At 43.1% G+C, this 24,567-nt stretch carries 16 protein-coding genes and 1 pseudogene; 14 read left to right on the top strand and 3 right to left on the bottom strand.

All coding sequences use genetic code 11. The features are described from left to right. Positions 1 to 166: 166 nt before the first annotated feature. From D7V32_RS10640 to D7V32_RS10620, 5 genes are all read left to right on the top strand, one after another. Positions 167 to 1,216: an NADP(H)-dependent aldo-keto reductase gene (locus tag D7V32_RS10640; protein ID WP_120402883.1), complete on the top strand. Its 1,050-nt coding sequence runs from the start codon at positions 167 to 169 to the stop codon at positions 1,214 to 1,216. A 403-nt stretch (positions 1,217 to 1,619) separates the two neighbouring features. Next, positions 1,620 to 4,199: an ATP-dependent chaperone ClpB gene (gene clpB, locus D7V32_RS10635; RefSeq protein ID WP_120402852.1), complete on the top strand. Its 2,580-nt coding sequence runs from the start codon at positions 1,620 to 1,622 to the stop codon at positions 4,197 to 4,199. Positions 4,200 to 4,423: 224 nt separating this feature from the next. Then, entirely contained in the window at positions 4,424 to 5,254 is an 831-nt protein-coding gene (locus tag D7V32_RS10630; protein ID WP_120402851.1) for a hypothetical protein, read from the top strand. A gap of 2 nt (positions 5,255 to 5,256) precedes the next feature. Next, complete coding sequence (locus D7V32_RS10625; protein WP_120402850.1) at positions 5,257 to 6,801, top strand: GH3 family domain-containing protein; 1,545 nt, start codon at positions 5,257 to 5,259, stop codon at positions 6,799 to 6,801. 10 nt (positions 6,802 to 6,811) lie between these two features. Then, entirely contained in the window at positions 6,812 to 7,981 is a 1,170-nt protein-coding gene (locus D7V32_RS10620; protein ID WP_120402849.1) for a GNAT family N-acetyltransferase, read from the top strand. 108 nt (positions 7,982 to 8,089) lie between these two features. Here the strand turns inward: D7V32_RS10620 and rlmKL are convergent, their stop codons facing one another. Further along, a complete protein-coding gene (rlmKL, locus tag D7V32_RS10615) occupies positions 8,090 to 10,294 on the bottom strand; it encodes a bifunctional 23S rRNA (guanine(2069)-N(7))-methyltransferase RlmK/23S rRNA (guanine(2445)-N(2))-methyltransferase RlmL (protein WP_120402848.1) in 2,205 nt (734 codons plus the stop codon). A gap of 247 nt (positions 10,295 to 10,541) precedes the next feature. Between rlmKL and D7V32_RS10610 the strand changes: the two genes are divergently transcribed. The 9 genes and pseudogenes from D7V32_RS10610 (at position 10,542) to D7V32_RS10570 (ending at position 21,320) form a co-directional block, all read left to right on the top strand. Continuing rightward, positions 10,542 to 10,895, top strand: a complete 354-nt coding sequence (locus D7V32_RS10610; RefSeq protein ID WP_228200206.1) for a hypothetical protein — start codon at positions 10,542 to 10,544, stop codon at positions 10,893 to 10,895. Positions 10,896 to 11,277: 382 nt separating this feature from the next. Then, positions 11,278 to 12,294 (top strand): aspartate carbamoyltransferase catalytic subunit, encoded by a 1,017-nt coding sequence (locus D7V32_RS10605; protein WP_120402847.1) that lies wholly within the window; start codon positions 11,278 to 11,280, stop codon positions 12,292 to 12,294. Between the two features lie 10 nt (positions 12,295 to 12,304). Continuing rightward, positions 12,305 to 13,540: a dihydroorotase gene (locus D7V32_RS10600; protein ID WP_120402846.1), complete on the top strand. Its 1,236-nt coding sequence runs from the start codon at positions 12,305 to 12,307 to the stop codon at positions 13,538 to 13,540. Between the two features lie 193 nt (positions 13,541 to 13,733). Further along, positions 13,734 to 15,203 (top strand): OmpA family protein, encoded by a 1,470-nt coding sequence (locus D7V32_RS10595; RefSeq protein ID WP_120402845.1) that lies wholly within the window; start codon positions 13,734 to 13,736, stop codon positions 15,201 to 15,203. A 112-nt stretch (positions 15,204 to 15,315) separates the two neighbouring features. After that, positions 15,316 to 16,359: a DUF1311 domain-containing protein gene (locus D7V32_RS10590; RefSeq protein ID WP_120402844.1), complete on the top strand. Its 1,044-nt coding sequence runs from the start codon at positions 15,316 to 15,318 to the stop codon at positions 16,357 to 16,359. Between the two features lie 117 nt (positions 16,360 to 16,476). After that, a pseudogene (locus D7V32_RS10585) lies at positions 16,477 to 17,265 on the top strand (Rossmann-like and DUF2520 domain-containing protein); the annotation flags it as partial. 38 nt (positions 17,266 to 17,303) lie between these two features. Next, a complete protein-coding gene (locus D7V32_RS10580) occupies positions 17,304 to 17,999 on the top strand; it encodes a class I SAM-dependent methyltransferase (RefSeq protein WP_120402842.1) in 696 nt (231 codons plus the stop codon). A 164-nt stretch (positions 18,000 to 18,163) separates the two neighbouring features. Next, positions 18,164 to 19,780 carry a GMC family oxidoreductase gene (locus D7V32_RS10575; protein WP_171407638.1) on the top strand — a complete coding sequence of 539 codons (1,617 nt, stop codon included), beginning with the start codon at positions 18,164 to 18,166 and terminating at the stop codon, positions 19,778 to 19,780. Between the two features lie 82 nt (positions 19,781 to 19,862). Next, positions 19,863 to 21,320 carry a coniferyl aldehyde dehydrogenase gene (locus tag D7V32_RS10570; RefSeq protein WP_120402840.1) on the top strand — a complete coding sequence of 486 codons (1,458 nt, stop codon included), beginning with the start codon at positions 19,863 to 19,865 and terminating at the stop codon, positions 21,318 to 21,320. Between the two features lie 198 nt (positions 21,321 to 21,518). Here the strand turns inward: D7V32_RS10570 and trmB are convergent, their stop codons facing one another. Both trmB and D7V32_RS10560 read right to left on the bottom strand, forming a co-directional pair. Then, positions 21,519 to 22,235 carry a tRNA (guanosine(46)-N7)-methyltransferase TrmB gene (gene trmB / locus D7V32_RS10565; protein WP_120402881.1) on the bottom strand — a complete coding sequence of 239 codons (717 nt, stop codon included), beginning with the start codon at positions 22,233 to 22,235 and terminating at the stop codon, positions 21,519 to 21,521. A gap of 286 nt (positions 22,236 to 22,521) precedes the next feature. After that, positions 22,522 to 24,411 carry a sensor histidine kinase gene (locus D7V32_RS10560; protein ID WP_120402839.1) on the bottom strand — a complete coding sequence of 630 codons (1,890 nt, stop codon included), beginning with the start codon at positions 24,409 to 24,411 and terminating at the stop codon, positions 22,522 to 22,524. Between the last annotated feature and the right edge of the window lie 156 nt (positions 24,412 to 24,567).

Below are 24,567 nucleotides of genomic sequence, written 5' to 3'. Positions count from 1 at the left end.
TTTAAATTTGCCAATGTGTTTGCAGTCTGACCGCATTGATATTTTTTTAAGCATAAGATGATTGAAATTATGATTTAAAACTGGCGCTTATTTAGGGTAGTCTAAGTCTGCTGCATGTCAGCAGCTGATATAAATTTCATATTTTAAGAGAAGGATGCCTGCAGCTATGCAATTTAAACCTTTAGGCCAGTCAGGTATTTTAGTCCCAGAAATTTGTTTAGGTACCATGACCTTTGGTGAGCAAAATAGCCAAGCGGAAGGTTTTGAACAGCTGGACTATGCATTAGAGCGCGGTATTAACTTTTGGGATACTGCAGAAATGTATCCTGTGCCGCCGAAGCCTGAAACACAGGGCTCTACAGAGCAGATTATTGGTAACTGGCTGGCAGCGCGGGGCGGCCGTGACAACATTATTCTTGCAACGAAGATTGCAGGCCCATCGCAGGGCGGCAGCCACATCCGTGACGGTCAGACGCGTTATATTGCCAGTGAAATCGAATCTGCACTGGATGCTTCTTTAAAGCGCCTGCAAACGGATTATATTGATTTATACCAGCTGCATTGGCCGCAGCGCCCCGTGAACTTTTTTGGCCAGCTCGGCTATGGCAATGCAGATGCTGCCAATGCGCGAGAAGTGACCGATTTAGCGGAAACGTTGACCGCTTTGAGTCATGAAGTGAAAAAGGGCCGTATTCGCCACATAGGCCTATCTAATGAAACACCATGGGGAACTTTAAAATTCCTTCATCTGGCGCAGCAGCTGGGCTTAGAAAAAGTCGTCAGCGTGCAGAATCCATACAGCTTGCTTAACCGTACCTATGAAATTGGCATGTCTGAAATTGCAAAATATGAAGGTGTAGGACTTTTGGCCTATTCACCTTTAGCTTTTGGTTATTTAACGGGTAAATTCCGCAATGGCGCCCAACCGCCCAATGCGCGTGTAACATTGTATTCGCGCTTTAGCCGCTACAGTAACCCGCAAAGTATTTGGGCGACAGAGCAATACGCTCAGCTGGCAGAGCAGCATGGTTTGACCTTAACGCAATTGGCCTTGGCTTTTATTAAACAGCAGTTCTTTGTCAGCAGTACCATTATTGGCGCGACGAATTTGAGTCAGCTGAAAGAAAACATTGATGCTTTTGATGTGAATTTGTCTGAAGAACTGCTCAAAGGCATTGAAGAGATTCACCGCCAGCAGCCGAATCCAGCACCTTAATTTATATTCCTTGCATAAAACCGAAAGCCCTCATGATCGAGGGCTTTTTTTAGGTTTTTGTTGGAGCAATATGGTTGCGCTAAAAATGAACGGATTTGCCACTGCTGTTCAGCGGCTAGGGGCGCAAAATGAACAAAGTAGCAAAGCGGTTTTGGGCGGCAGAGAGCCGTTTTATGCGGATGAAAAGCGGCTGTGCTGAGGAAGTCATATTATTTGCTTAAATTAGATCATTTTTTTCAAGAGATGCCTTGAAATTGGGTTTAAAAATACCAATATTAATACTGAGTTCTGTTGATTTTTTTAAAGTTAAGATTTTGAAAAATATATAAAAATAATATTGAAATTGTGAAAGGTGTTCCCATATATCTATCAAGTTAAAAATTTGTTGTGAGGAATAACAAGAATGCGTTTTGAAAAATTCACAAACCGCCTGCAGCAAGGATTATCAGATGCGCAATCATTGGCTATGGGTAAAGACCATACCGCCATTGAAGGCATTCATATCTTGTCAACGCTTTTGGAAGAACCTTCCAATTTGAGCTTATTGCAGCAAGCGGGAGTTAGCCTGCCAGATCTGAAAAATAAACTGCAGCAGGCGCTGAACGATGCCCCAACGATTGCGAATCCAACAGGTGATATCAATTTAAACCCAGAAGCAGTCAAAGCTTTGAACTTAGCAGATAGCTATGCGCAAAAAGCGGGAGATGAGTTCCTGTCGACAGACTGGGTGATTTTAGGATTGGCGGAAACGGGCGCAACTAAAACCTTATTAAATAGCGCAGGCTTAAAAGCAGACAGCTTGCGTGCTGTCATTAATAAAATCCGAGGTGATGAAAAAGTCATGAGCAATAATCATGAAGATCAGCGCGATTCATTGAATAAATATACCATCGATTTAACGGAACGCGCTTTGACAGGCAAGCTGGATCCCGTTATTGGCCGTGATGATGAAATCCGCCGTACAGTGCAGGTGCTGTCACGCCGTACCAAAAATAACCCAGTGCTCATTGGTGAGCCGGGTGTAGGTAAGACTGCTATTGTTGAAGGTTTGGCGCAGCGTATTGTGAATGGTGAGGTGCCTGAAAGTCTGAAAGGCAAACGGGTACTGTCTTTAGATTTAGGCTCTTTATTAGCTGGCGCAAAATACCGCGGTGAGTTTGAAGAGCGCCTAAAAGCAGTACTCAATGATTTGGCAAAGCAAGATGGCGCAGTCATTCTATTTATTGATGAATTGCACACTCTTGTAGGCGCTGGTAAAGGCGATGGCGCAATGGACGCCGGCAACATGCTGAAACCTGCCTTAGCGCGCGGTGAGCTGCGCTGTGTGGGTGCAACAACACTGGACGAATACCGTCAGTACATTGAAAAAGATGCTGCTTTAGAACGCCGTTTCCAAAAAGTCTTGGTTGATGAGCCGAGTGTAGAAGACACGATTGCAATCCTGCGCGGGCTGAAAGAGCGTTATGCAACGCATCATGGTGTACAGATTTTAGATTCTGCCATTATTGCGGCTGCCAAAATGTCGCACCGCTATATTACCGACCGTCAGCTGCCGGACAAAGCGATCGACTTGATTGATGAAGCGGCATCGCGCATTAAAATGGAATTGGACTCTAAGCCTGAAGTTTTGGACAAACTTGAGCGCCGTTTAATTCAGCTGAAAATGCAATTGGCTGCGGTGCAAAAAGATGAAGATGCTGGCGCAAAAGCTGAAATTGATCATTTGAAAAAACAGATTGATGAAGTTCAAATTGAATACAACGACTTAGAAGAAGTGTGGCGTGCAGATAAAGCTTTAGTTGAAGGCAACAAAACAATTCAGTTAAAGCTGGATCAGGCGCGTATTGGTTTAGAAAAGGCGCAGCGTGAGGGTGACTTGGCAGAGGCTGGACGTTTGCAGTATGGCGTAATTCCAGACCTGCAGAAAGAGCTGGAGCGCATAGAAGCAGCTGAAGATAATGAATCGCCTAAACTGCTGCGCAACAAAGTAACAGACAATGAAATTGCTGAAGTTGTCAGTGCTGCAACAGGTATTCCAGTGTCTAAAATGATGCAGGGTGAACGAGAAAAGCTCCTTCATATGGAAGATTATCTGCATCACCGTGTAGTTGGCCAAGATGATGCTGTGGTTGCTGTATCAAATGCAGTACGCCGTTCACGTGCAGGTTTGTCAGATCCGAACCGTCCAAGCGGCTCATTCTTATTCCTAGGCCCTACTGGGGTAGGTAAAACTGAATTGACCAAAGCGCTCGGCAGTTTCTTGTTTGACAGCGATGATGCCATTATCCGTATTGATATGTCTGAGTTTATGGAAAAACACTCAGTCAGCCGTTTGGTTGGCGCGCCTCCGGGCTATGTCGGCTATGAAGAAGGCGGTATTTTGACTGAGGCTGTTCGCCGTAAGCCATATAGTATTGTGCTGTTTGATGAGGTCGAAAAAGCACATCCAGATGTGTTTAATATTTTGCTGCAAGTGCTGGATGACGGCCGATTGACTGATTCGCAAGGCCGTGTAGTGGACTTCAAAAATACGGTGATTGTCATGACATCGAACTTAGGTTCGAGTGATGTCCGAGAGCTTGGGGATGGGGCAACAGATGAAGAGATTCGAGCAGTTGTCATGGGCGCAGTGAGCGAACATTTCCGTCCTGAATTTATCAACCGTATTGATGAGCTGGTTGTATTCCACTCACTGAAGAAAGCGCAAATACGCGGTATTGCAGATATTCAGTTAGACCGTTTACGTGCGCGTTTAAGTGAAAAAGACATGATTTTGTCTGTGGATGACAGTGCATTTGATCAATTGGTTGAAGCTGGTTTTGACCCTGTTTATGGTGCTCGTCCATTAAAACGCGCAATCCAGCAGCAAGTCGAAAATAGCTTGGCTCAGAAAATACTGTCTGGTGAATTCCAGCCTGGAGATACAATCCAGATACAAAGTGATCAAGGGCATCTGACGTTCAGTAAGCTTAAATTAAGTTAATCTGATCACAAAATAGCTCTCTAATGCAAACCAATCTGGCCTAGGCTGGATTGGTTTTTTTGCGCTTGTCGCATTTTTAGTGGAAATACGTAAAGCCGATTGCATTTGAATATTTGAAGGTTCTAATATGTCACCCGAATTGCAGGCAATGAGCTCTGGCAATGATTTAGAAAAACAAAAACAAAAAAGCTTGTGTGATTAAAGCAAGTAAAAGGAACAATGAAATGTTGGAATTTAAATTGTTAAGGCAGCTGAAAAAAGAGCCTTATAGTGAATACAAACTTACGTCACAAATTTCGGTTCAAGATTTGAAAAGAATGTATGGCATTTACCAGAAATATTATGCAAATACGTCTTATGAAATTTTTGAAAGTGATTTTCTAAAAAAAACGGGTGTATTTCTAATTCGTGAGCCTAAAAATAAGCATATTGTCGGTTTCTCTACTATTTTAGAGCGTGATTTTTTAGTTGATGGCAAAGCGCAGCATGCATTTTTCAGCGGTGATACCATTATTGAGCAAGAATTTTGGGGCAGCCGCGCTTTGCAGCGGGCAATGTACCGTTACATTCTTGCGTATAAATTCCGTCATCCTTTTAGTCCAGTGTATTGGATACTTATTTCGAAAGGTTTTAAAACTTACTTGCTGCTGGCGAATAATTATTATAGCTATTTCCCTCACTATGCAGATAAAAACAAACATTTAGCTGATTATGTCACCTCTTATTGTGAGCAATATTTCAGTGAGTATTATGACCCTCAAACAGGTTTAATTAATTTTGGAGCAGATTATCAGCCGCTGAAAGGTGATGTTGCGCCAATTACCAAAGAAATGCGTCAAAAAAATCAGAAAATTGAATTTTTTGAAGATAAAAATCCAACATGGGAAGACGGTACAGAACTGCCTTGTATCGGTGAAATTACATGGTTTGATATGTACCGTTATGTAGAGCGTTTCCTGAGCAAATTGGACAGTCAAGGCAAAGGTGACAGTAAGAAAAAGGCAAAACCTGCGCTGCATATAGCAGATGAAAATGCCAGTTCTAAGGTGGCTTAACGATGGGTGTGCTGTTAACTGCCTCTCATCAAGTGCTTGAATTTGCCTGCCGTAAAGCGTATCAGCGTTATCAGCGGCAAGCTGTTCGGCTTGAGCTGATACAGCGCCGAAAACTCAAGCAGCTGATTCAGCAGCATACAGGGCAGCGCTTGAGCTATGAGCAATTTGCGAATAAATTTCCGCTCACCCGCTATGCGGACTGGAAGCAAGATATTGAGCAATCCAGACGCAGCGGGAAAAATTACCTTAGCGCTGAAAAAGTCATTCGTTTTCAGCCAACCAGCGGATCAAGTGAAGCGCTGAAGTTTATTCCATATACTCAAACCTTTTTAAATGAGCTGGATGAGGCCATAGGTCTTTGGCTTTGCAGTCTGTATAGCCAGTATCCGCAGCTGAAAAGTGCGACTCATTATTGGTCGGTGTCATGGCTGCCAGAAAGCCAGCGCAAACTGATGGAAAATGACAATTTGAATGATGACAGTGCATTATTGAATATATCCAAACGTGTGCTGAGTAAAATTACCCAAGCTGTACCTGCTGAAATTGCACTGGCTGAATCTGCTGAGGATGCCATGTTCGCGACAGCCGTGTATTTGGCAGCGGATAAAAAACTTGGCATGATTTCAGTCTGGAGTCCAACTTTTGCATTGCAGTTATTTGATATTATTGAACAAAATTTAGATGAAATTTCAGCGACCTTGCGCAGCGGAAAGTGGCAGCGTACTGGACTGGCATTTTTAGCAGTGCCAAAATCTTGCGAGCAAAGTTATAAACTGCGCAAGTTAAATTTCCAGTCTCCTGAGTCTTGGACAATTTTGTGGCCAAAACTGACTTTGATTTCAAGCTGGGATACAGCAAGCGCAGCGCAGTGGGCGCAGCAGCTGCAAAAACGGGTATCTGGCGTAAACTTTGAAGGCAAAGGGCTGTGGGCAACGGAAGGCGTGGTGACAATTCCTTTGGCAGGAAAATATCCGCTTAGCTATCAATCGCATTTTTATGAGTTTTTACTGCAAGATGCAGAACAGCCGATTCCTAGCTGGGAGTTGAATGAAGGGGATATTGTCAGTCCTGTCATTACAACTGGATCTGGCCTGATTCGTTATGTTATTGATGATGAATTGGAAGTAACGGGTTTTTATCAGAAAGTGCCTTGTTTCAGGTTTTTAGGCCGTAAAATGACTGTAGATATGGTGGGTGAAAAGCTGGATCAAGATGCTGCAGTACAAGTGCTGAGCCAATTTAAGCGAGATGATTATATTCCAATCAGCTTATTAGGCATTGAAAATTGCAGTGTGAAAAAACCGCATTATATTTTGCTCAGTGAAGGCAATGCTGACAATCAGCCTACGTCTGCTCAGCTTGATCAGCAGCTGAAGCAAAATTTTCATTATGAATTAGCGCGCAATTTAGGGCAGCTGGATGAGCCTGAAATTAAGCATGTAGCGGATGCTTGGCATTATTATAAAACTTTGGCGATGCATAATGGCATGATTGAAGGTAATATCAAGCCTGAACCGTTGAAAAAAATGAAAACAAAAATAGATTGAGTGGACTGTTATGAATGCAGATGCCTTGACTGAGTTAGAGCTGAATCATAAAAAAATTTATCGTTCTAAACATGTACCGAACTTTCATGTCAGGGCAGCTGTTGCTGCGGATGATCAATTGCTGGGGCAGCTGATTTCTGAATGCATGCCAAGCAATGGCATTCTTTTGTCTTATGAGCGTAAGCCCAGTTACTTAGCTGCGGCCCAGACGCAATATAACCGTCCGGATATTCGTGTGGTGGTACCCGATGATCAGCCTGATCTAGTGGTCGGCATGATGAATCTAGGCTGGAAATATTGCTATATCAACGGCCAGCAGGATGTTATGCGCTATGTTGGAGATTTACGTTTAAATACTGCATACCGGGGAAAAAAGATCCTTCGTTTGCTGATGGACTATTTATATGATGAGCTGCCTAAAGCAGGTATGCTGCAGAGTATTATTTTAAATGACAATAAAGTTGCCCGTTCTATTTTACATGAGCGCCGTAAAGGTTTTCCTGAACCTTATCACTTTGATGATATCCGTACATTTATTATATCCCGTACAGCTAAACCGAAATGTGCAAATGACTACCGCTTTGAAGCGCTGACGCTTGATAAAATTTGTGAGGCGAATGCCTTTGTTCAGCAAATGAAAGTGCATTATAATTTTTTGCCCGACTATGATTTTAACGGCTTGGCATTAGGGCATAATCCATTTTGGCGCGGTATGAACCTGAAAGATTTTTATCTGATGTATGATGTGAAAAACCAGCTTTGCGGATTGTATGGGCTGTGGAATCAAAAATCATTTAAGCAGACACGGGTTGTACATTATTCATTGCCGCTTAGGTTGGCTAAGCCGCTGTATAACCTTTATGCAGGTGTGCGCGGGAGATTGGCGCTTCCTGCAACGCATCAGCCTTTTGATTATATGCTGCTGCATAGTTATTTATGCCGCCCAGAACACAAGCAAGTTTTTGCCAATATGATTCATCATGCACAGCAGCAAACGAAGCTAAGAAAGAAAGAGGCATTCTGTCTGACCTTGGCAAAAAATGATCCCCGCATTCAAATTATGCCAACAGCTTCTGCCATTGTAATGCGGGCTGTACATTCATTTCATAGTTTTGAGGGCAACCCTTATCAGCTTTTTGACCGTTCAAAAATAAGCTACTTTGATGTGGGCAGAATTTAACAGCTGAGACTGGCTGGACATTGAGAGCAGGCATATTGAGTTTGAAAAATAAAAAATCAGTTTAAAAAAAGAGGCCCTAATGGCCTCTTTTTTATAATTTACAGCTGCTTATACTTGAGTGTGAGTGATTTTCCAAGCGCGGTGAATTTTTTGGTTGCGCTTGAAGTCAGGACCAATTGTTTCGCTGCTGATTTCTTCAACTTCATACATGCCTAAGATGACATCATCCATTTCAAAACCGCGGTAGTTGTTAGAGAAATACAAAGTACCATCAGTGGTTAAGCGGTTCATGGCACGTTTAAGCAAGGACATGTGGTCGCGCTGAACGTCAAATGTGCCATAGAATTTCTTCGAGTTTGAGAATGTCGGCGGATCAATAAAGATCAAGTCATATTGTTCATGACCTTCTTTTAACCACTCAAAACAGTCGCTCGAGAAGAATTGGTGCTGTTCATCGACATGATCAACAGTCAAGCCATTCAGTACAAAGTTTTCTTTCGACCAGTTCAAGTAGGTATTTGAAAGGTCGACACTTGTTGTGCTGGCAGCGCCGCCTAAAGCAGCGTGTAAGCTGGCAGTCGATGTATAGCTGTATAGATTAAGGAAATGCTTGCCGCGGGCTTCTTTTGCAATACGTAAACGCATTTGACGGTGGTCTAGGAATAAGCCAGTGTCTAGATAGTCCGTTAAGTTTACTAAAATTTTAGCTTGGCCTTCCTGAACTATAAATCGTTTAGATGCGGTACTTTGTTTAGTGTACTGAGCTTTACCTTCTTGGCGCGCACGGGTCTTAATAAAGATTGCGTCACGGCCTAACCCAGTTACAGAGCGGATGGCTTGTAATGCCAAATTGAAACGTTTTTTCGCTTTTTCAGGATCAATTTGTTTAGGCGGAGCGTACTCTTGTACATGCAGACGGCTGCCATATAAATCAATTGCGACGTTAAAGTCAGGCAAATCTGCATCATATAAACGCAGGCAATGAACTCCTTCTTTTATCGCCCATTTTTTCAGGTTCTGCATATTTTTAGTCAAACGGTTAGCAAACTCCATTGCGCCTTCAATTTCTTCAAATTGCTGAGGCTGCCAGTCGGCTAAAAATGGACGTTCAACGGCTGCAGGTTTTACTGTGCCAAAACGGATGTAAATAGGCAGCTTGCCATTCATCAATCGCAAAATTTGAGGATCGTTAAATGCTAAAACATCGGCTTGTTCAACTTGTGAAGCAATGACTGCCGCATATTGATTTGGGAAGTTTTTTTGCAGCAGTGCAGATAGGCCTAGATAAAGCGCACGGTTAGATGCTTTGTCGCCTAGACGCTCACCATATGGCGGGTTGGTTACGATTAAGCTGGTTTTTCCTTCTGCTTGGAAATCAGGCCAGTCAGCCAGTGTACGCTCTTCAATTTTAATTTGGTCAAGTAAAGACTCAAAACCTGCGGCAATAATATTTTGTTTCGTTGCTTTAACGGCTTCCCAGTCGGCATCAAATGCATAGAATTGAGGCAGCGGTTTTTCCATTGCAGCAGCATGGCGTTCAGCAGCTTCAGCTTTAATGCTCATCCAAAGCTCATGGTCATGTCCATTCCAGCCATTAAAACCGAAACGGCGCACTAAACCAGGCGCACGGTCAGTCAAAATAAGTAAAGATTCAATAATAAATGTACCTGAACCGCACATTGGGTCTAGGAAAATATCAGGATTGCGTTCTTTTAATTTTGCTTTTTGCAGAATTGCGGCCGCCAAGTTTTCTTTAATTGGCGCATCTGTCATGAAACGGCGGTAACCGCGTTTGTGCAATGAATCGCCAGACAAATCTAGACAGTAAGTATGCTCTTTTTTACCTGCCAAAATATACATGGTAATTTCTGGCTGTTTAGTATCGATGCTTGGGCGTTTGCCTACAGCTTCCATAAATGAGTCAACAACACCGTCTTTTGCGCGTAAAGTGGCAAACTGAGTGTTCACTTTAATGTCACGTTCGACATGCAGGCGAATGGCAAAGGTGCTTTGCGGTGCAAAAATAAGCGACCAGTCAAAGCTGATTGCACCTTCATAAAGCTCTTCCGCAACATCACGGGCATCATGTGAAAATTCAATTTCATGCGTATGAATAGGCAGAAGTACACGTGATGCAAGACGAGACCACATGCAAATGCGGTATGCATCTTCTAAGCTGCCTTTGAAAACCAAACGACCCGGTGCTTGTTCAATATTTTGAACACCTAAACCTTCAATTTCCTCGCGGAGCAAGGTTTCTAGTCCATCTGCACAGGTGACCCAGTATGTAGAAAGACGCGGTTTCGAATTCATGTAAATTTCCAAAAGCAAAAAAGCAATCCGACATTTTAACGTATTTTCACCTATTTGGGCGGATCATCTGCATAGGTTCATTAAGAAAAATTCATCAATTAACAGCCTTTATGTATAAAAGTCATGTGATGTAATTATTAGATCTATTACGTAATTGGTACATGTTTTGCTTAAGTCATGTCCGTTGCTGAACAAAAAGTATGTTCAGTGTTTTGATGCTTTACGATTTTTTATTCAGGGGAAAAAGATGCAGTTAGCCGCTCAAGTGACCAGTACAGAGGTATTTTCAGCAGCAGCCTTATTGTATGCACGTATGCGCAGGGTAAACAGCCGTGTTATTGATGTGATGTATCTAGTTGAAAATAAACAGTATGCGCAGCATGTTTTAACTTTGGCGCAAGAGGCTAAAGATGATGAATTAGACCGTTTAAGCGTGCGGTTGCAACGTTTAATGAATTTAGATCTGCATGAAAGCCAAATTGATACGCATGAAACTGTATCTGCTGCAGATGAGCAGGATGATCGTCTTGGTTATGAGGCGACACCAGAAGAGGTGTATAAAGCGCAAGTGCAGCATCATTATATAGGCGCCTTACGTTAGTAAATATGGCGGCCAATTATGCAGATCATAAGCTTTATTTTTTACCATAGTAAGTGAATTGACAGCTTAATCACATCATTAAAATTTGATGCGGATTATGGTTCTTGATCGTTTGATGGCGCTGCCTGAATTTTTTGCTTAAATAGACAGCAATCGGCGCAGCGGCCAGCGGCGGTGTAAATAAAGTCATTAAGCTGAAACTGGGTTGAGCAAGAGCACGATTTTAAAAGATTTGTTTAATTTATCTCTTTGAAATTAGAAGGAGGGAATTTAGATCATTAGATTTATACCTCTTTTAATTTTGTTTGAATGTCGAAAACTTCAACTGCCAAATACACGGATTCTCTGTATAATGCGTTAACTTAACGATAAGGAATCTCTCATGCACTTGGCGGCATTGCATACACCGAGCCAGATTCAACTCAATCAAGATGGTAACTTAAAACATTTCCTCACCATCGAAGGCCTTTCTAAAGAAACCCTCACAAAAATATTGGACACTGCACAGTCCTTTTTTAATGACCAAAATCAGCTCATTACCAATAATCTGCTTGAAGGCCGTACGGTAATGAATCTGTTTTTCGAAAATTCAACCCGTACCCGTACCACTTTTGAAGCAGCAGCAAAGCGTCTTTCTGCTAACGTGCTGAATATTGATATTGCGCGTTCAAGCACATCTAAAGGCGAAACATTGCGTGACACGCTTTGGAATTTAGAAGCGATGGCAACCGATATTTTTGTGGTTCGTCATTCTTCTTCTGGCGCGCCGCATTTTATTGCCAAAGATGTTTGCCCGCATATTGCCATTATTAATGCGGGCGACGGCCGTCATGCGCATCCAACGCAGGCGATGCTGGATATGCTGACCATCCGCCGTGAAACCAAGAAGAATTTTGAAGACATCAGTATTGCGATTATTGGCGATATTAAACACTCGCGTGTGGCGCGTTCAGATGTCGCAGCGCTGCAAACTTTGGGCTGTAAAGATATTCGTGTTATTGCGCCAAATACGCTGCTGCCGTATGGTTTTAATGAATATGGTGAGGGCGTTCGTTTGTTCAATAAAATGGACGAAGGTATTCAAGACTGCGACGTGATTATTACTTTGCGTATTCAAAATGAACGTATCGACTCGCCAGCGCTTTCTTCTCAGGCTGAATTTTACAAAATGTACGGTTTAAACAAAGAGCGTTTGGCTTTGGCAAAACCGGATTGCATCGTGATGCACCCGGGCCCAATGAACCGCGGTGTAGAAATTGATTCAAGCATTGCCGATGGCCCGCAGTCTGTGATTTTAAATCAGGTAACGAACGGTATTGCTGTGCGCATGGCCGTGTTGGCTTTAGCAATGCAAGGTCAATTAGAAGAAAAAGGTCTGTTAGAAGCGGTTGCAGGATAAGGTAGAAGCCATGACTATTGTAAAAATTGAAAATGTACGTGTCTTAGACCCTATTCAAAATACGGACAGCGTACAGACTGTATATATTGAAAATGGCAAACTCACAGCAGCAACTGATACAGTTGCTGAAACGATTGACGGTCAAGGCAAATGGCTGATGCCGACAATGGTGGACTTGTGTGCGCGTTTGCGTGAACCGGGACAGCAGCAGCATGGCACATTGAAATCTGAAGGCAAGGCCGCACTTGCTAACGGTATTTTGCATGTATTTACGCCGCCAGATTCAAAACCAATTGTTCAAGACAATGGCGCTCTAATTCATGGTTTAGTTGAAAAAGCTATGCTGGACGGCGGCATTCATTTACAGGTGATTGGCGCACAGACTCAAGGCCTAAACGGCAATCAGCCTGCTAATATGGCTGGTTTGAAAAAGGGCGGCTGTACAGCAGTTTCAAATGCCAATGCGCCTTTTGCCAATGATGATGTGGTTATTCGTACTTTGGAATATGCAGCTGGTTTAGACATGACAGTCGTATTTTATGCTGAAGAGCCGCAAATTGCCAAAGACGGCTGTGTGCATGAAGGCTTTATTGCATCACGTCAAGGTTTGCCAATGATTCCTGCGCTCGCTGAAACAGTTGCGATTTCGAAATACTTGCTCATGATTGAAGCGACAGGTGTGCGCGCACACTTTGGCCTATTGTCATGCGGCGCTTCAGTTGAGCTGATTAAGCAGGCAAAAGCCAAAGGTTTACCTGTAACTTGCGATGTTGCAATGCACCAATTGCATTTAACAGATCAAGTGATTGACGGCTTTAACTCGCTGGCGCATGTCCGTCCGCCGCTGCGTGCTGAACAGGATAAAAACTTGCTTCGCCAAGGCGTAAAAGATGGCGTGATTGATGCTATCTGTACACACCATGAACCGCTGAGCAGTTCTGCAAAAATGGCGCCGTTCGCGGAAACTCAGCCGGGCTTTACCGCGTTTGATACCTATGTGCCTTTTGCGGTACAGCTGATTCAAGACGGTTTGCTTGAACCTTTAGAGTGGGTGAAAACCGTAACGACACAGCCAGCAGCAGTTGCGCAAATGAGCGCCCGCTGGGAAGCTGAAGCAGGCTGGGTGCTGGTCGATCCAGAACTTGAGTGGACCATTACGAAAGAAACAATTGTTTCCAATGGTAAAAATACACCGTTAATTGGACAGACTGTCAAAGGTAAAGTTGTGAATACATTCATTGCTTAAATGCTTTGCAGTAATGTAAACCTGTAAAATGAAAGTCAGCTGCGGCTGGCTTTTTTATTTTAATTTTTCATCTATATGCAAATGTAAGTAAACAATATTAAAGCAATACAATTGTTCACAAAGTATAAAAAACAACCAAATAAAATAAGTGAGTATATGAAAAAAATCATCAAAATAAGAAAGGTAATGGCATATGAACAATTTATTAGAGTTGTTAAAGCAGCAGGTGTCCGCGATTGTGCTGGATGGTGAGAGTGAACATTTATTTGAAAAAAATAATGCTCTGAATCAGTTTTATCCCTTTTTACTCAGTATCTTAAAAGCAAAACCGCACTTTATTGAGGCCTTTCAAGATCAGTTAAACCCTAAATTAAGTGAGCTGTTCAATTCTAATCCTGCAATTAAGCAAGAATTTTTAAGCATGGTCAGCGGTGAAGCGCCTGCGCATGAAATTGAGCAGACACTCAGTAAAGCAATCGGGCCTGTTTTAGGATTTTTGCAAATAGAAGCGGGTTCAGCCTCTCCAGAAGCAGTGTCACATTTAATAGAAACCCATCAAGCGTCTGTTTTTGAGGCTTTACCTCAGTGGGCGAGCGCAATTTTAGCTGCCTTAGGCATTAACACTGCTGCTGGCCAGACGGTTCATCAAAGTCCTGAATTAGCGCCAGAACCCGCAGCAGTTGAAGAAAAAAAATCGAGCTCTTGGCTGCCGCTGATTGCTTTGCTTATTTTGGCAGCGCTGATTGCATTTTGGTTTAAGTCTTGTTCAGAGGAAAAGGCGGCAGAAAACGCAGCGGCTGTACAGCCGGCAGCAGCACAGCCTGCATTATTGCAATTAAGCACAAATGCCAAAGGTGACTTGAGCAGCTGTCAAATTAATTTGAACAATGCCTCTTATTTAGAGATATTACAAAAAGAAGTGAAGCAGATTTTTAATTATCCAATCGGCTGCGGCGCGCTGACAGATAGTGCATACCATACGCAGTTTATCGATCAGGATGTGATTCCATCTGTATTGCGGCTTGTGAAAGGCAGGTCAAATATCTCTTTGCAATGGATAGGTGATCAGCTCTCGATTCAGTCATCAGATCCAGCAGCTGCAAAACGTTTGGCTGCTGAAATTAAGGGACTGGCGCGCAATATGCATGTGCAGGTCCAGCAGGCAAATCCAGAAGTCAACACAGCTGTAGATAACAGTATTACGGATGCGCAAAAAGCGTTGGCGAGTATTAATCCAGATCAGATCCGCGCATTAGATGTAGCAACAGCTTTAAACATCCAGATAATTAACTTTGGATCAGGCTCTTCTGAAATTCCAGAAGCGAATAAATCAATTTTGGATCAGGCGGCTGCATTGCTGCAAAGAGCCAGCCATGTACAGCTGACCATTAAAGGCCATACGGATAGTTCAGGCAATGCTGATGCAAATAAAGCGCTGTCTTTAAAACGTGCTGAATCCATCATGAATTATTTGGTGCAAAAGGGTGTAGACCCAGCGCAGTTAAAAGCAGAAGGATTTGGGCAGGAACAGCCGAAAGCAGACAATGCGACCCCTGAAGGGCAATTCCAAAACCGCCGTATTGAGTTTGAAGTATTGAATACTGAAACGGGTAAAGTGCGTGAAGTGAATAATCAGGGCGTGGTTGAAACCGCATCTAAATAAAAGCGTACCGTTTTTTGCTGTAAATAATCCCTGCTTAAGCGGGGATTATGCTTGTAATTTGACTGGGCTTTGATTAAATTTTCCGCGGATAATAACAAACTATGGTAAGAAAATGAAAATTGCATTAATCACGAGTTTAGTTTGCAGTGCGGTGGCGCTGTCAGGATGTGATTTTTCAAAGAAAAAAGCTGAAACTGCAGAAACAAAAAAATTGCAGGATTGGAGCTGTTCAGCGCCTGCGAATGTAGAGCAAATACAGGGGCATTTAAAAGATGTTTATCTGAAAGATGTCGAGCAGCGCATTCGTCAATCAGGCTATGAAGCAGATCAGGCTTTATTGGAAACAATCCGTAAAAATATCAAATTTGAAATTAGTCATATTTCGACTAAAACTGAAAATCCTGAACAGGCAAAGACCTTGGAATGCAGCAGCTTAGTGATGGCTAAATTGCCGAAGGGACTGCAAAAGCGTGCTGAAAATGCTTATATGGCAGAGCCATGTGAAGAGTGCGATGGCGAAGATGCACAGGCATCCAGTACCTATACTCTGCAGGATTCAATTCAAAATGAATGGAGTTCACTGACTTTAAGTGATGATAAGATTAAGGGCGCAGATTTTAAATACGGTCTTGAACGCTCTGATAATGATGAGATTAGCCTGACTGTTGAAAGCAGCAGTATTACTGCTTTTGCAGCCAAAGTGACTGAATTGGCTGTAAATTTTGCGGCCTATGAAAAGGTTGCGCAGACCAATAGAGAAGCTGGGCAAAAGTATCAGGAAGAGTCGAGTAAGGAAGAAGCCGCACAGATTGCTTTAGCCCAAAAAGCAATGGATATTCGTCAAAAGGAGCTGGATGGTGAGCAAAACGCAGCTGTTGAGCGTTTAAATATCACATGGGATAAGCTGACAGAAGAACAGAAAGCCAGCCAGCAGCAAGATCAGGCCGATTGGTTTGAAAAGCGTGATGTGGATTGTAAAGTACTGGCCCAAAAGAATGTATATTCTTTAAGTGAAAGCGAAATGGAAACTTACCAAAAGCAGCGCAATTATTGGGATGAGGCAATGCAAAAACAGAACCAAGCCCTTCAATACAGTAAGTGCTTTGTCCAAAAAACAAAGGAACGTACGGTTTACTTAAATAATTTATTTCATTAAAGCACGGTGATGTTTTGACTTGTCTTTAAAAAATCAATAAATATGCAATTTAAAAAAGGGATGGATTGATGCATCCCTTTTTTATTGGCATGCTAGCAGCACAAGACAGCGGAGCAGCTTTATATTATGCGAATCAGTTTTATCGGTGCAGGCCGGGTTGCACATCATTTGGTGCATGCGCTGCAAAACAAGCATCAGATCGTACAAATTTATAGCCGTACACAAATGCATGCGCAGGATTTAGCGCAAAGAGCGGGTGCTGAAGCTGTTTCTGCTCTTCATCAGTTAGACGTTAATATTGATTTGCTGATTATTGCGGTAAGTGACAGCGCAATTTCATCCGTCATTGCCGATGTGCATGAGTATTTGCCGCAAGTACTGGCAGTACATACTTCAGGCAGTACTGATATTGCCAAGCTTACAGCCGTACATGCGCGGGCAGGTGTGCTGTATCCGCTTCAGACTTTTAGCTTGGAGCGTGAGATTGACTGGTCAAATACGCCTATTTTTGTAGAAGCCGTTCTTCAAAATGATGAACAGAACTTACATGCTTTGGCGGCTGAATTAAGTCAGCGCGTATATGTATATGATTCTGTACAGCGTCTCAGTTTGCATTTGGCCGCGGTATTTGCATGCAATTTCAGTAATTACTGTTATGACATGGCGAAGCAAGTGGTTGATGCAAAAGCTGTTGACTTTAGTTTGCTTTACCCATTGATTTTAGAAACAGCAAAAAAGGCCACTGCGGCCGATCCTAAAGTTATGCAGACTGGGCCAGCAATGCGTAAAGATGAAAATATCTTGCAGATGCATCAGCAGATGCTGGAGCAAGGACAGCGTGAAGATTTGGCGCAAGTCTATGGGCTGATGAGCAGTCAGATTATAAAACGTCATGACGGCGCATAATACTGCGCTGCCGCGAAGCCGTACAATAGGGATAAAACATGGCAAAAGACTTTGACAGTGAATACGTAGTTGCAGGCTATGATGAGCATATCCGCAAGCTGATACCTGCTTATGAGCAGGTGCATGCGCAGTTATTGGCGCTTATGCAGGCGCATTTGCCTGTACAGGCTCGGGTGCTGATTATTGGGGCAGGAACGGGTTATGAGCTGGGATGCCTGATGCAGGCATTTCCTCAAGCGCAGTTTACGGTCACTGAGCTGTCTCAAACCATGCTGACTGCAGCAGAGGCGCATGTAAAGCCTTGGAATGGCAGTGCGCGTGTGCAATTCATACTTGGATCACATACTCAGCTGCCGCAGCTGGCAGGCTTGTTTGATGCTGTACTGTCTATTTTGGTCACGCATTTTGTGCCATTTGCAGAAAAGCAGCTGTTTTTTAAAAGCGCTTTAACGTGCTTGAAACAAGACGGACTATTTGTGACTTATGATTTGATGCAGCGGCAATCCATGCTGGAAACAATGGCTTTGCAAAAACGGGTGCAGCAGCAGGGTCTATCTGAACAGCAAAGTCAAAAAATGCTGGAGCGGCTTGAAGATGATTTTTATGCCTTAGATGCTCATACAACAGTGCAAATGCTGAAACAGGCAGGCTTTGATGAGGTTTCAGCATTTATGCAAGTTTTATGCTATCAGGGCTTTTGTGCGAAGCGGCCAGAGGCAGACGAGAAGGGATGAAATCTTTGACGGCTGGATAGTAAAAATATTGAACCATAAAAATATGAGCCGTCAAAATCGTGTAATTTTTATAAAATGAAACAGCAGCGCTAGAATTTTTTGTGTTATTCATTATTGTAGACATAAAGCGATAAAAATAATTTAAGCAATAAAAAAAGGAATGCATGATGCAGCAAGAATACGATTATATTGTGGTCGGCGGAGGCAGTGCCGGCTGCGTTCTAGCGAGCCGCTTAACGGAAGACCCAAATATCTCCGTCTGTTTAATTGAAGCTGGCGGTCAGGGTGACAGCTGGACTGTAAATATTCCAGCGGCCTGTGTGCTTAGCTTGCCGACAAAAATAAATAATTGGGCTTTTGAGACTGTGCCGCAAGCAGGTTTAAATGGCCGTAAGGGGTACCAGCCTCGCGGCAAGTGTTTAGGCGGCTCATCAGCTATTAACGCCATGATTTATATTCGCGGACATCGTGCAGATTATGATGCTTGGGCGGCAATGGGCAATACGGGCTGGTCTTATGATGAAGTGCTGCCGTATTTTATAAAATCTGAAAATAACGAACGGATTCACAATGAGTATCATGGGCAGCATGGGCCGCTGTCTGTAGCTGATATGCGCAGCGACAGCCCAATTCATGAGCGTTATATCGCGGCAGCTCAAGAGCAGGGCTATAAAGTATTGGATGACTTTAATGGCGCTGAGCAGGAAGGTTTGGGGATTTTTCAGGTTACTCATATCAATGGCGAACGCTGCAGTGCAGCGCGGGCATATTTATTTCCGCATTTGCAGCGTCCGAACTTAACAGTATTGACCAATGCAATGACACAGAAAATTATCATTGAGCAGAAAACTGCGGTGGGTGTGGAAGTTCAGCATGCGGGACAACACAAGGCGCTGTATGCCCGAAAAGAGGTTTTACTCAGTGCAGGAGCAATGCAGTCACCGCAAATATTGATGCTGTCAGGTATCGGTCATGAAGATGAATTAAAACAGTACGGTATTGAAATAAAGCATCACTTGCCAGGTGTTGGTAAAAACTTTCATGATCATCCAGATTTTATTTTTGGCTATACCGTAAAAGAAACAGAAGGCACTTTTGGCATATCGTTGTCAGGTTCTTTAGATATGGTTAAGCAAATTAAGCGCTACCGTAAAGAGCGCCGCGGTATGATTACATCTAATTTTGCAGAGTGCGGCGGTTTTATTAAAACTAAGCCAGATTTAGATATGCCTAATTTACAGCTGCATTTTGTTTTGGCTTTGGTCGATGATCATGCGCGTAAATTTCATGCCAGCCATGGACTGTCTTGCCATGTGTGCCTGCTGAACCCGCGCAGCCGCGGCAGTATTCAGCTAAGCGGCAGCAAAGTGTCTGATCCGCTTAAAATTGATCCGAACTTCTTAGGAGATCCGCAAGATTTAGAGGATTTGGTTCAAGGTTTTAAACTGACCCGCCAGCTAATGGCGTCGCCGTCATTGGCAGCGCTTTATAAGCAAGATTTATTTACCGCTGAGGTACAGAGCGATGACGATATTCGAAATCTGCTTAGAGCGCGTGTGGATACGGTTTATCACCCAGTGGGCAGCTGTAAAATGGGCATAGATGATATGGCCGTTGTTGATCCGCAGCTGCGGGTCTATGGGATTCACAATTTAAGAGTGATCGATGCGTCTATTATGCCAGCGGTTGTAAATGGCAATACCAATGCGCCCGTTATTATGATTGCAGAAAAAGCGGCAGATATGATTCGAAATAGCCTAGATGTGCAGCAGGTAGCATAGAGATGAAAGCATTAAGCGGGTCCGAAGCAGACAAACGGCCCGCTTTCGTTTAGGGTGAAAATAATAAAAAAAGGAATACTTTATGAGTGTAGAACAGTCTTTGCCTCCACATGTCAGTGCGCTGCACAATACAGAATACTCAGCTGCTGATGTCTTGAGCATGCAGCAAATTTTTGAGCTGCAAAAACAATCTTTTGCGGCTCAGCCATATCCAAGCTATGAACAGCGCAAAGCCAGTTTACAAAAGTTAAGCCGGATGATTTTAGATCATCAGGATGAAATTGCAGCGGCAATCAGTCAGGACTTTTCGAATAGAAGCAGTGATGAAACACGGCTATTTGAAGTGATGACCAGTTTAAATGGCATTAAGCATAGCTTAAAACATTTGAAAAAATGGATGAAGCCAAGTAAGCGGGAGGTAGGTATTTTATTCCAGCCAGCTTCTGCTTATGTAATGTATCAGCCCGTTGGGGTGGTCGGTGTTATTGCACCGTGGAATTATCCGCTGTTTTTAGCAGTAGGGCCTTTGGCGCAGGCGCTGGCGGCGGGTAATCATGTCATGCTGAAAATGAGCGAGTTCACTCCTGTATTTTCGGCATTATTTCAGCGTTTAATTGCCGAAAATTATGCACAAAGTGATGTCAGTGTCATTACAGGCGGTGTACAAATTGCGCAGGAGTTTACTCGGCTGCCTTTTGATCATTTGCTTTTTACAGGCGCAACTTCGATTGCCAAGCATGTGCTGCATGCCGCGGCCGATCACTTGACGCCTGTAACACTGGAGCTGGGAGGTAAATCGCCATCGATTGTTGCAGTAGATGCTGATTTGCAGGAAAGTGCGCGCCGTATTGCTTTTGGCAAGACCATGAACGCTGGGCAAACTTGTGTAGCGCCTGATTATGCATTGGTGCATAAAAGCCAGCAGGATGCATTTATTAAAGCCTATTTTGATGTGATTCAGCAGTTTTACCCCGATTCAATTCAAAGCAATCCCGATTATACAGCTATTGTAAATGAGGCCCAGTTTGAACGTTTGCAGCGCTATTTAATAGATGCGCAGCAGCAAGGCGCGGCGCTCATTCAAATTGAGGAAGGTGATGGGCGCCGTATGCCGCATGCGGTGGTAACCAATGTAAAAGACAGCATGCAGCTCATGCAGCATGAAATTTTTGGCCCTATTTTGCCAATTGTGACTTATGAGCATATTGATGAAGCAATTGCTTATATTAATGCGCGGGAAAGACCGCTTGCGCTGTACTATTTTGGCTATAACAAAGACGAGCAGCAAAAAGTGCTGCATGCAACGCATAGCGGCGGTGTTTGCTTGAATGAAACCCTAATGACTGCAGGGATGGAAGACATGCCTTTTGGCGGTATTGGATCATCAGGGATGGGGCATTATCATGGTCATGAAGGCTTTAAGACTTTCAGCCATGCTAAATCCGTTTTTGTGCGTCCGAAATTCAGCTTAATGAAATTGATTTATCCGCCCTATGGCACAAGTATTCAGCAGTTATTATACCGCTTGTTTATCCGTTAAAAACTGAAGTGAATGGTATGAGGAAACGAAAACCAAAGGATTATCACTGGTATAAAGATGAAAGCTTATTTTTCTTTTTAAGCGGCTTAAGCGGTTTTGTACTTGTTATTATTTTATGGTTAAAGGATAAATTTTTAGCATAAAAAAAGCGCTGAATGAATCAGCGCTTTTTTCTATCTATTCAGAGTAATTTCAGAATTAAGAAATCTTCTTGAAGATGAAGTCGTTAATTTTATGACCTGCTTCTAAACCGCGGCGCTCAAATTTAGTTTGAGGGCGCCATTCAGGGCGCGGGTAGCTGTTGCCTTTACCTGCAAGGTTTTCTAGGCGCGGACGTTCTTCTAGAACTTCAAGCATCCACTCTGCATACGGTTCCCAGTCTGTTGCCGCATGGAAAGTACCGCCAAGTTCCAGTTTTTGTTCAACCAGCGGCATACGGTCATGTGACACAAAACGGCGTTTGAAGTGCCGCTTTTTCTGCCACGGATCTGGGAAGTAAAGCTGTACGGTATTAATGCTGTTATCTGGCATTTCACGCAGTACTTGAATGGCGTCTGCATCTAGAACGCGCAGGTTTTTTAGTTCAGACATGCCTGCTTCAAACACACATTGAGCAATGCCCGGTACATGAACCTCAATACCGACAAAGTTGCGTTCAGGGTTGGCTTTTGCCATAAGTACCAATGAACGGCCCATGCCAAAGCCGATTTCTACAGTCAGCGGACGTTCAGGGTGCTCAAAGTGCTGGCGTAAGTCGCCAACAGGATATTCCAAAATCAGGTGACCATATTGTTCAAGCGCAGTACGTTGAGAAGTGTTCAGCGGTGCTGAGCGGCGCATGAATGTCACGATTTCACGCTGTTCGCTTAAGTTGTCCAGCTCCACGACTTGCTGGTCTAATTGATCATTCGACATAACTTTGGCAAAAACTAAAAAATTTTGAATGCAGTATTTTAAGTGCTGAGCGTGACAAGTCAAACTTTTTAGAGAAAAACGCGGGCGATTCGCTTTAAAAAATAGGGCATCAGCTCTTAGCTTGGTATGAGCCTTTGAGCTGTGCTGGGATGAAGGCATTTTGTAGATGGTTTATTTGAGTTTAGATTTTAGGCTGTATTTATTTAAAGCCTGATGATCCCTATGTAGGCTTAAACTGTATTTGTATAAAAATCAGTCTTTTGATTTATTTAAAAATACAAATCATTTAACGCAGCGGCAGCCTTACCGTCAGCTGGGTTTGTCCTGATTGTGAGCGAATCTCAAAAATACCGCCAATTTTTTCTATGCGGGTTTGCATGCTGTATAACCCGACGTGTAATCCAGTATTTACAGCTGCGGGGTCAAAGCCTATGCCATTATCTTGAATTTGCAATATTAAGAGCTGGTTCTGCTCAAATAAAGTGACGCTTACTTCAGTAGCTTGGCTATGTTTAAGAATATTGGTTAAGGCTTCTTCAGAAACGCGGGTGAGTGTCATGCATTGCAGCGCAGTTGGTGCTGTTGTCCATTCGGGCTCAAAATGCCATACAGAGCGTATATCTATTTCTTCAAACAGCTGGACAAAGCGCCTGCGTATTGCAGCGCCCCATTCTATAGGGGTAGCAGGTATTTCAATATTCAAGCTGGAGCCTGAGTCAATAACCTGTCTTAAATCATTGCGCAGCAGTTTTAAAATAGACAAAATTTGCATTTTTTCGATTTTATCATTTTGCTCTATTAATATCAGTGAGCGGACAATTGAGCCGCCTAAACCGTCATGTAAATCATGCGATAAATTCACCCGTTCTTGTAAGCGCGCATTTTCCAGCGCCAGCTGATGCTGCTGGCCTAAAGATGCGGTTAGCTTTTGCTCCGCATGATGAATGTTTTCGGTCAGGGTTTTATTGAAGCGTTGAATTTCACGTGTATGACGGGCAAGCCGCAGTGCTAATATTCCCCCTAGAGCTAAGGTCGTGAGCGGGCCCGTGTATGGTGACCATGCATGGCCCTCCATTGTGATCATGAAATGCGCATCATGTATAGCAATAGGTAAGTAAACACAGTACATCACTGCCAGCATGTATGTTTCTGGCAGCTTCACTTTATATGCTAAATAAGGGTATGTCAGACACTTGAGTGCAAAAACCAGAACAAAAAAGCTAAAAAAGATTTGACTGATTTGATTTAAATAGACTTCGGGGGAGAACCCAATACACAGCGCTGCTATTGTGGCGATGCCAAGCAGCGATTTTTGAATGCGCGGGAATGGGTGATGTGCAAAATACCAAGCGCCGATACAGCCAAATACGGTATAAAAGTAAAAAATAATCTGCTGTAAGCGGTCCAGCTGTATATTGCTGAGCCATGGAATAGGGTCTGTATATATAATGCTGATGCTGTAAAGTACCCACGACATTCCTGTAATGAAGAGCCATAAAAAGGCTTTTTCATTGCGCACAGCGATCCAAGCAAGAAAAAAGAAAATGGAGAGCACAAAATTAATCATGGTGTTGAGCTCAATCAAACTTCTTTTTTCTAGATTCCATGATTTATATTGGCTCATCACGTTTTCATATGTGCCGGCTTCTAATTTGCCAATACCTGATTTTTGAGTGGGAGAGCCATAAACTTGAATCCAGACTATATTTTGGCCTTGCTTTAGACTTGACGCTGGAATGCTCCATATCCGCGGTGAATGTTGACTGCGTGAAGAGTACGCTGCATCTCTAGGAATGACATCTTGCCAGAGCAAATCATGGTTGATAAATACACGCCCGCTTTGCGTGATGCCTTCAATTGCCAGCGCCAGCGGCTGTTTCACTGCTTGTTCGGGACATTGGTAGTTTAGGCCGATTTTATACCAAGCGATGCCATTATAATTTGGCCAGCGTTTGTACCATTGATCAGGCAGTTTAGAAATGGTTACCCATTCATTTACAGGAGGGGGTGAATCTTGTGCGGTACTTTTGGCCGCTTCTATATGCTGTATAGAAAGCGTACAGGCGGTTTGCGCATAGGCGTTATTGAAAAGGCTTGCAATAGTGATGATGCACAGACAGAGCAAGCTTGTAAGCATATGCTGAAAAGCATAAGTGTGAATAATTCCCCGAAACATAATACATTCCTGTGCACCATTTTTTAATTATTCTGCTGGGTACTTTTCTGCTGGTTAAAATATCGTTGAATTATACTATAACTTAAGGCATATGGTTTGATATTAGGCTTGTATAAATCATTAATCTTATAACGGTTTTTACTTTTGTATTTTCAA

It is taken from the genome of Acinetobacter tianfuensis (assembly GCF_003611465.1).
Lineage (GTDB): Bacteria > Pseudomonadota > Gammaproteobacteria > Pseudomonadales > Moraxellaceae > Acinetobacter > Acinetobacter tianfuensis.
This window is presented reverse-complemented; position numbering and strand designations above follow the sequence as displayed.

What these genes read in the sequence shown, in the direction of transcription:
- D7V32_RS10560 (WP_120402839.1), bottom strand. Translation starts at nt 24,411, where the DNA reads ATGTTTCGGGGAATTATTCACACTTATGCTTTTCAGCATATGCTTACA.
- rlmKL (WP_120402848.1), bottom strand. Translation starts at nt 10,294, where the DNA reads ATGAATTCGAAACCGCGTCTTTCTACATACTGGGTCACCTGTGCAGAT.
- D7V32_RS10605 (WP_120402847.1), top strand. Translation starts at nt 11,278, where the DNA reads ATGCACTTGGCGGCATTGCATACACCGAGCCAGATTCAACTCAATCAA.
- D7V32_RS10625 (WP_120402850.1), top strand. Translation starts at nt 5,257, where the DNA reads ATGGGTGTGCTGTTAACTGCCTCTCATCAAGTGCTTGAATTTGCCTGC.
- D7V32_RS10590 (WP_120402844.1), top strand. Translation starts at nt 15,316, where the DNA reads ATGAAAATTGCATTAATCACGAGTTTAGTTTGCAGTGCGGTGGCGCTG.
- trmB (WP_120402881.1), bottom strand. Translation starts at nt 22,235, where the DNA reads ATGTCGAATGATCAATTAGACCAGCAAGTCGTGGAGCTGGACAACTTA.
- D7V32_RS10595 (WP_120402845.1), top strand. Translation starts at nt 13,734, where the DNA reads ATGAACAATTTATTAGAGTTGTTAAAGCAGCAGGTGTCCGCGATTGTG.
- clpB (WP_120402852.1), top strand. Translation starts at nt 1,620, where the DNA reads ATGCGTTTTGAAAAATTCACAAACCGCCTGCAGCAAGGATTATCAGAT.
- D7V32_RS10600 (WP_120402846.1), top strand. Translation starts at nt 12,305, where the DNA reads ATGACTATTGTAAAAATTGAAAATGTACGTGTCTTAGACCCTATTCAA.
- D7V32_RS10575 (WP_171407638.1), top strand. Translation starts at nt 18,164, where the DNA reads ATGATGCAGCAAGAATACGATTATATTGTGGTCGGCGGAGGCAGTGCC.
- D7V32_RS10630 (WP_120402851.1), top strand. Translation starts at nt 4,424, where the DNA reads ATGTTGGAATTTAAATTGTTAAGGCAGCTGAAAAAAGAGCCTTATAGT.
- D7V32_RS10610 (WP_228200206.1), top strand. Translation starts at nt 10,542, where the DNA reads ATGCAGTTAGCCGCTCAAGTGACCAGTACAGAGGTATTTTCAGCAGCA.
- D7V32_RS10570 (WP_120402840.1), top strand. Translation starts at nt 19,863, where the DNA reads ATGAGTGTAGAACAGTCTTTGCCTCCACATGTCAGTGCGCTGCACAAT.
- D7V32_RS10620 (WP_120402849.1), top strand. Translation starts at nt 6,812, where the DNA reads ATGAATGCAGATGCCTTGACTGAGTTAGAGCTGAATCATAAAAAAATT.
- D7V32_RS10640 (WP_120402883.1), top strand. Translation starts at nt 167, where the DNA reads ATGCAATTTAAACCTTTAGGCCAGTCAGGTATTTTAGTCCCAGAAATT.
- D7V32_RS10580 (WP_120402842.1), top strand. Translation starts at nt 17,304, where the DNA reads ATGGCAAAAGACTTTGACAGTGAATACGTAGTTGCAGGCTATGATGAG.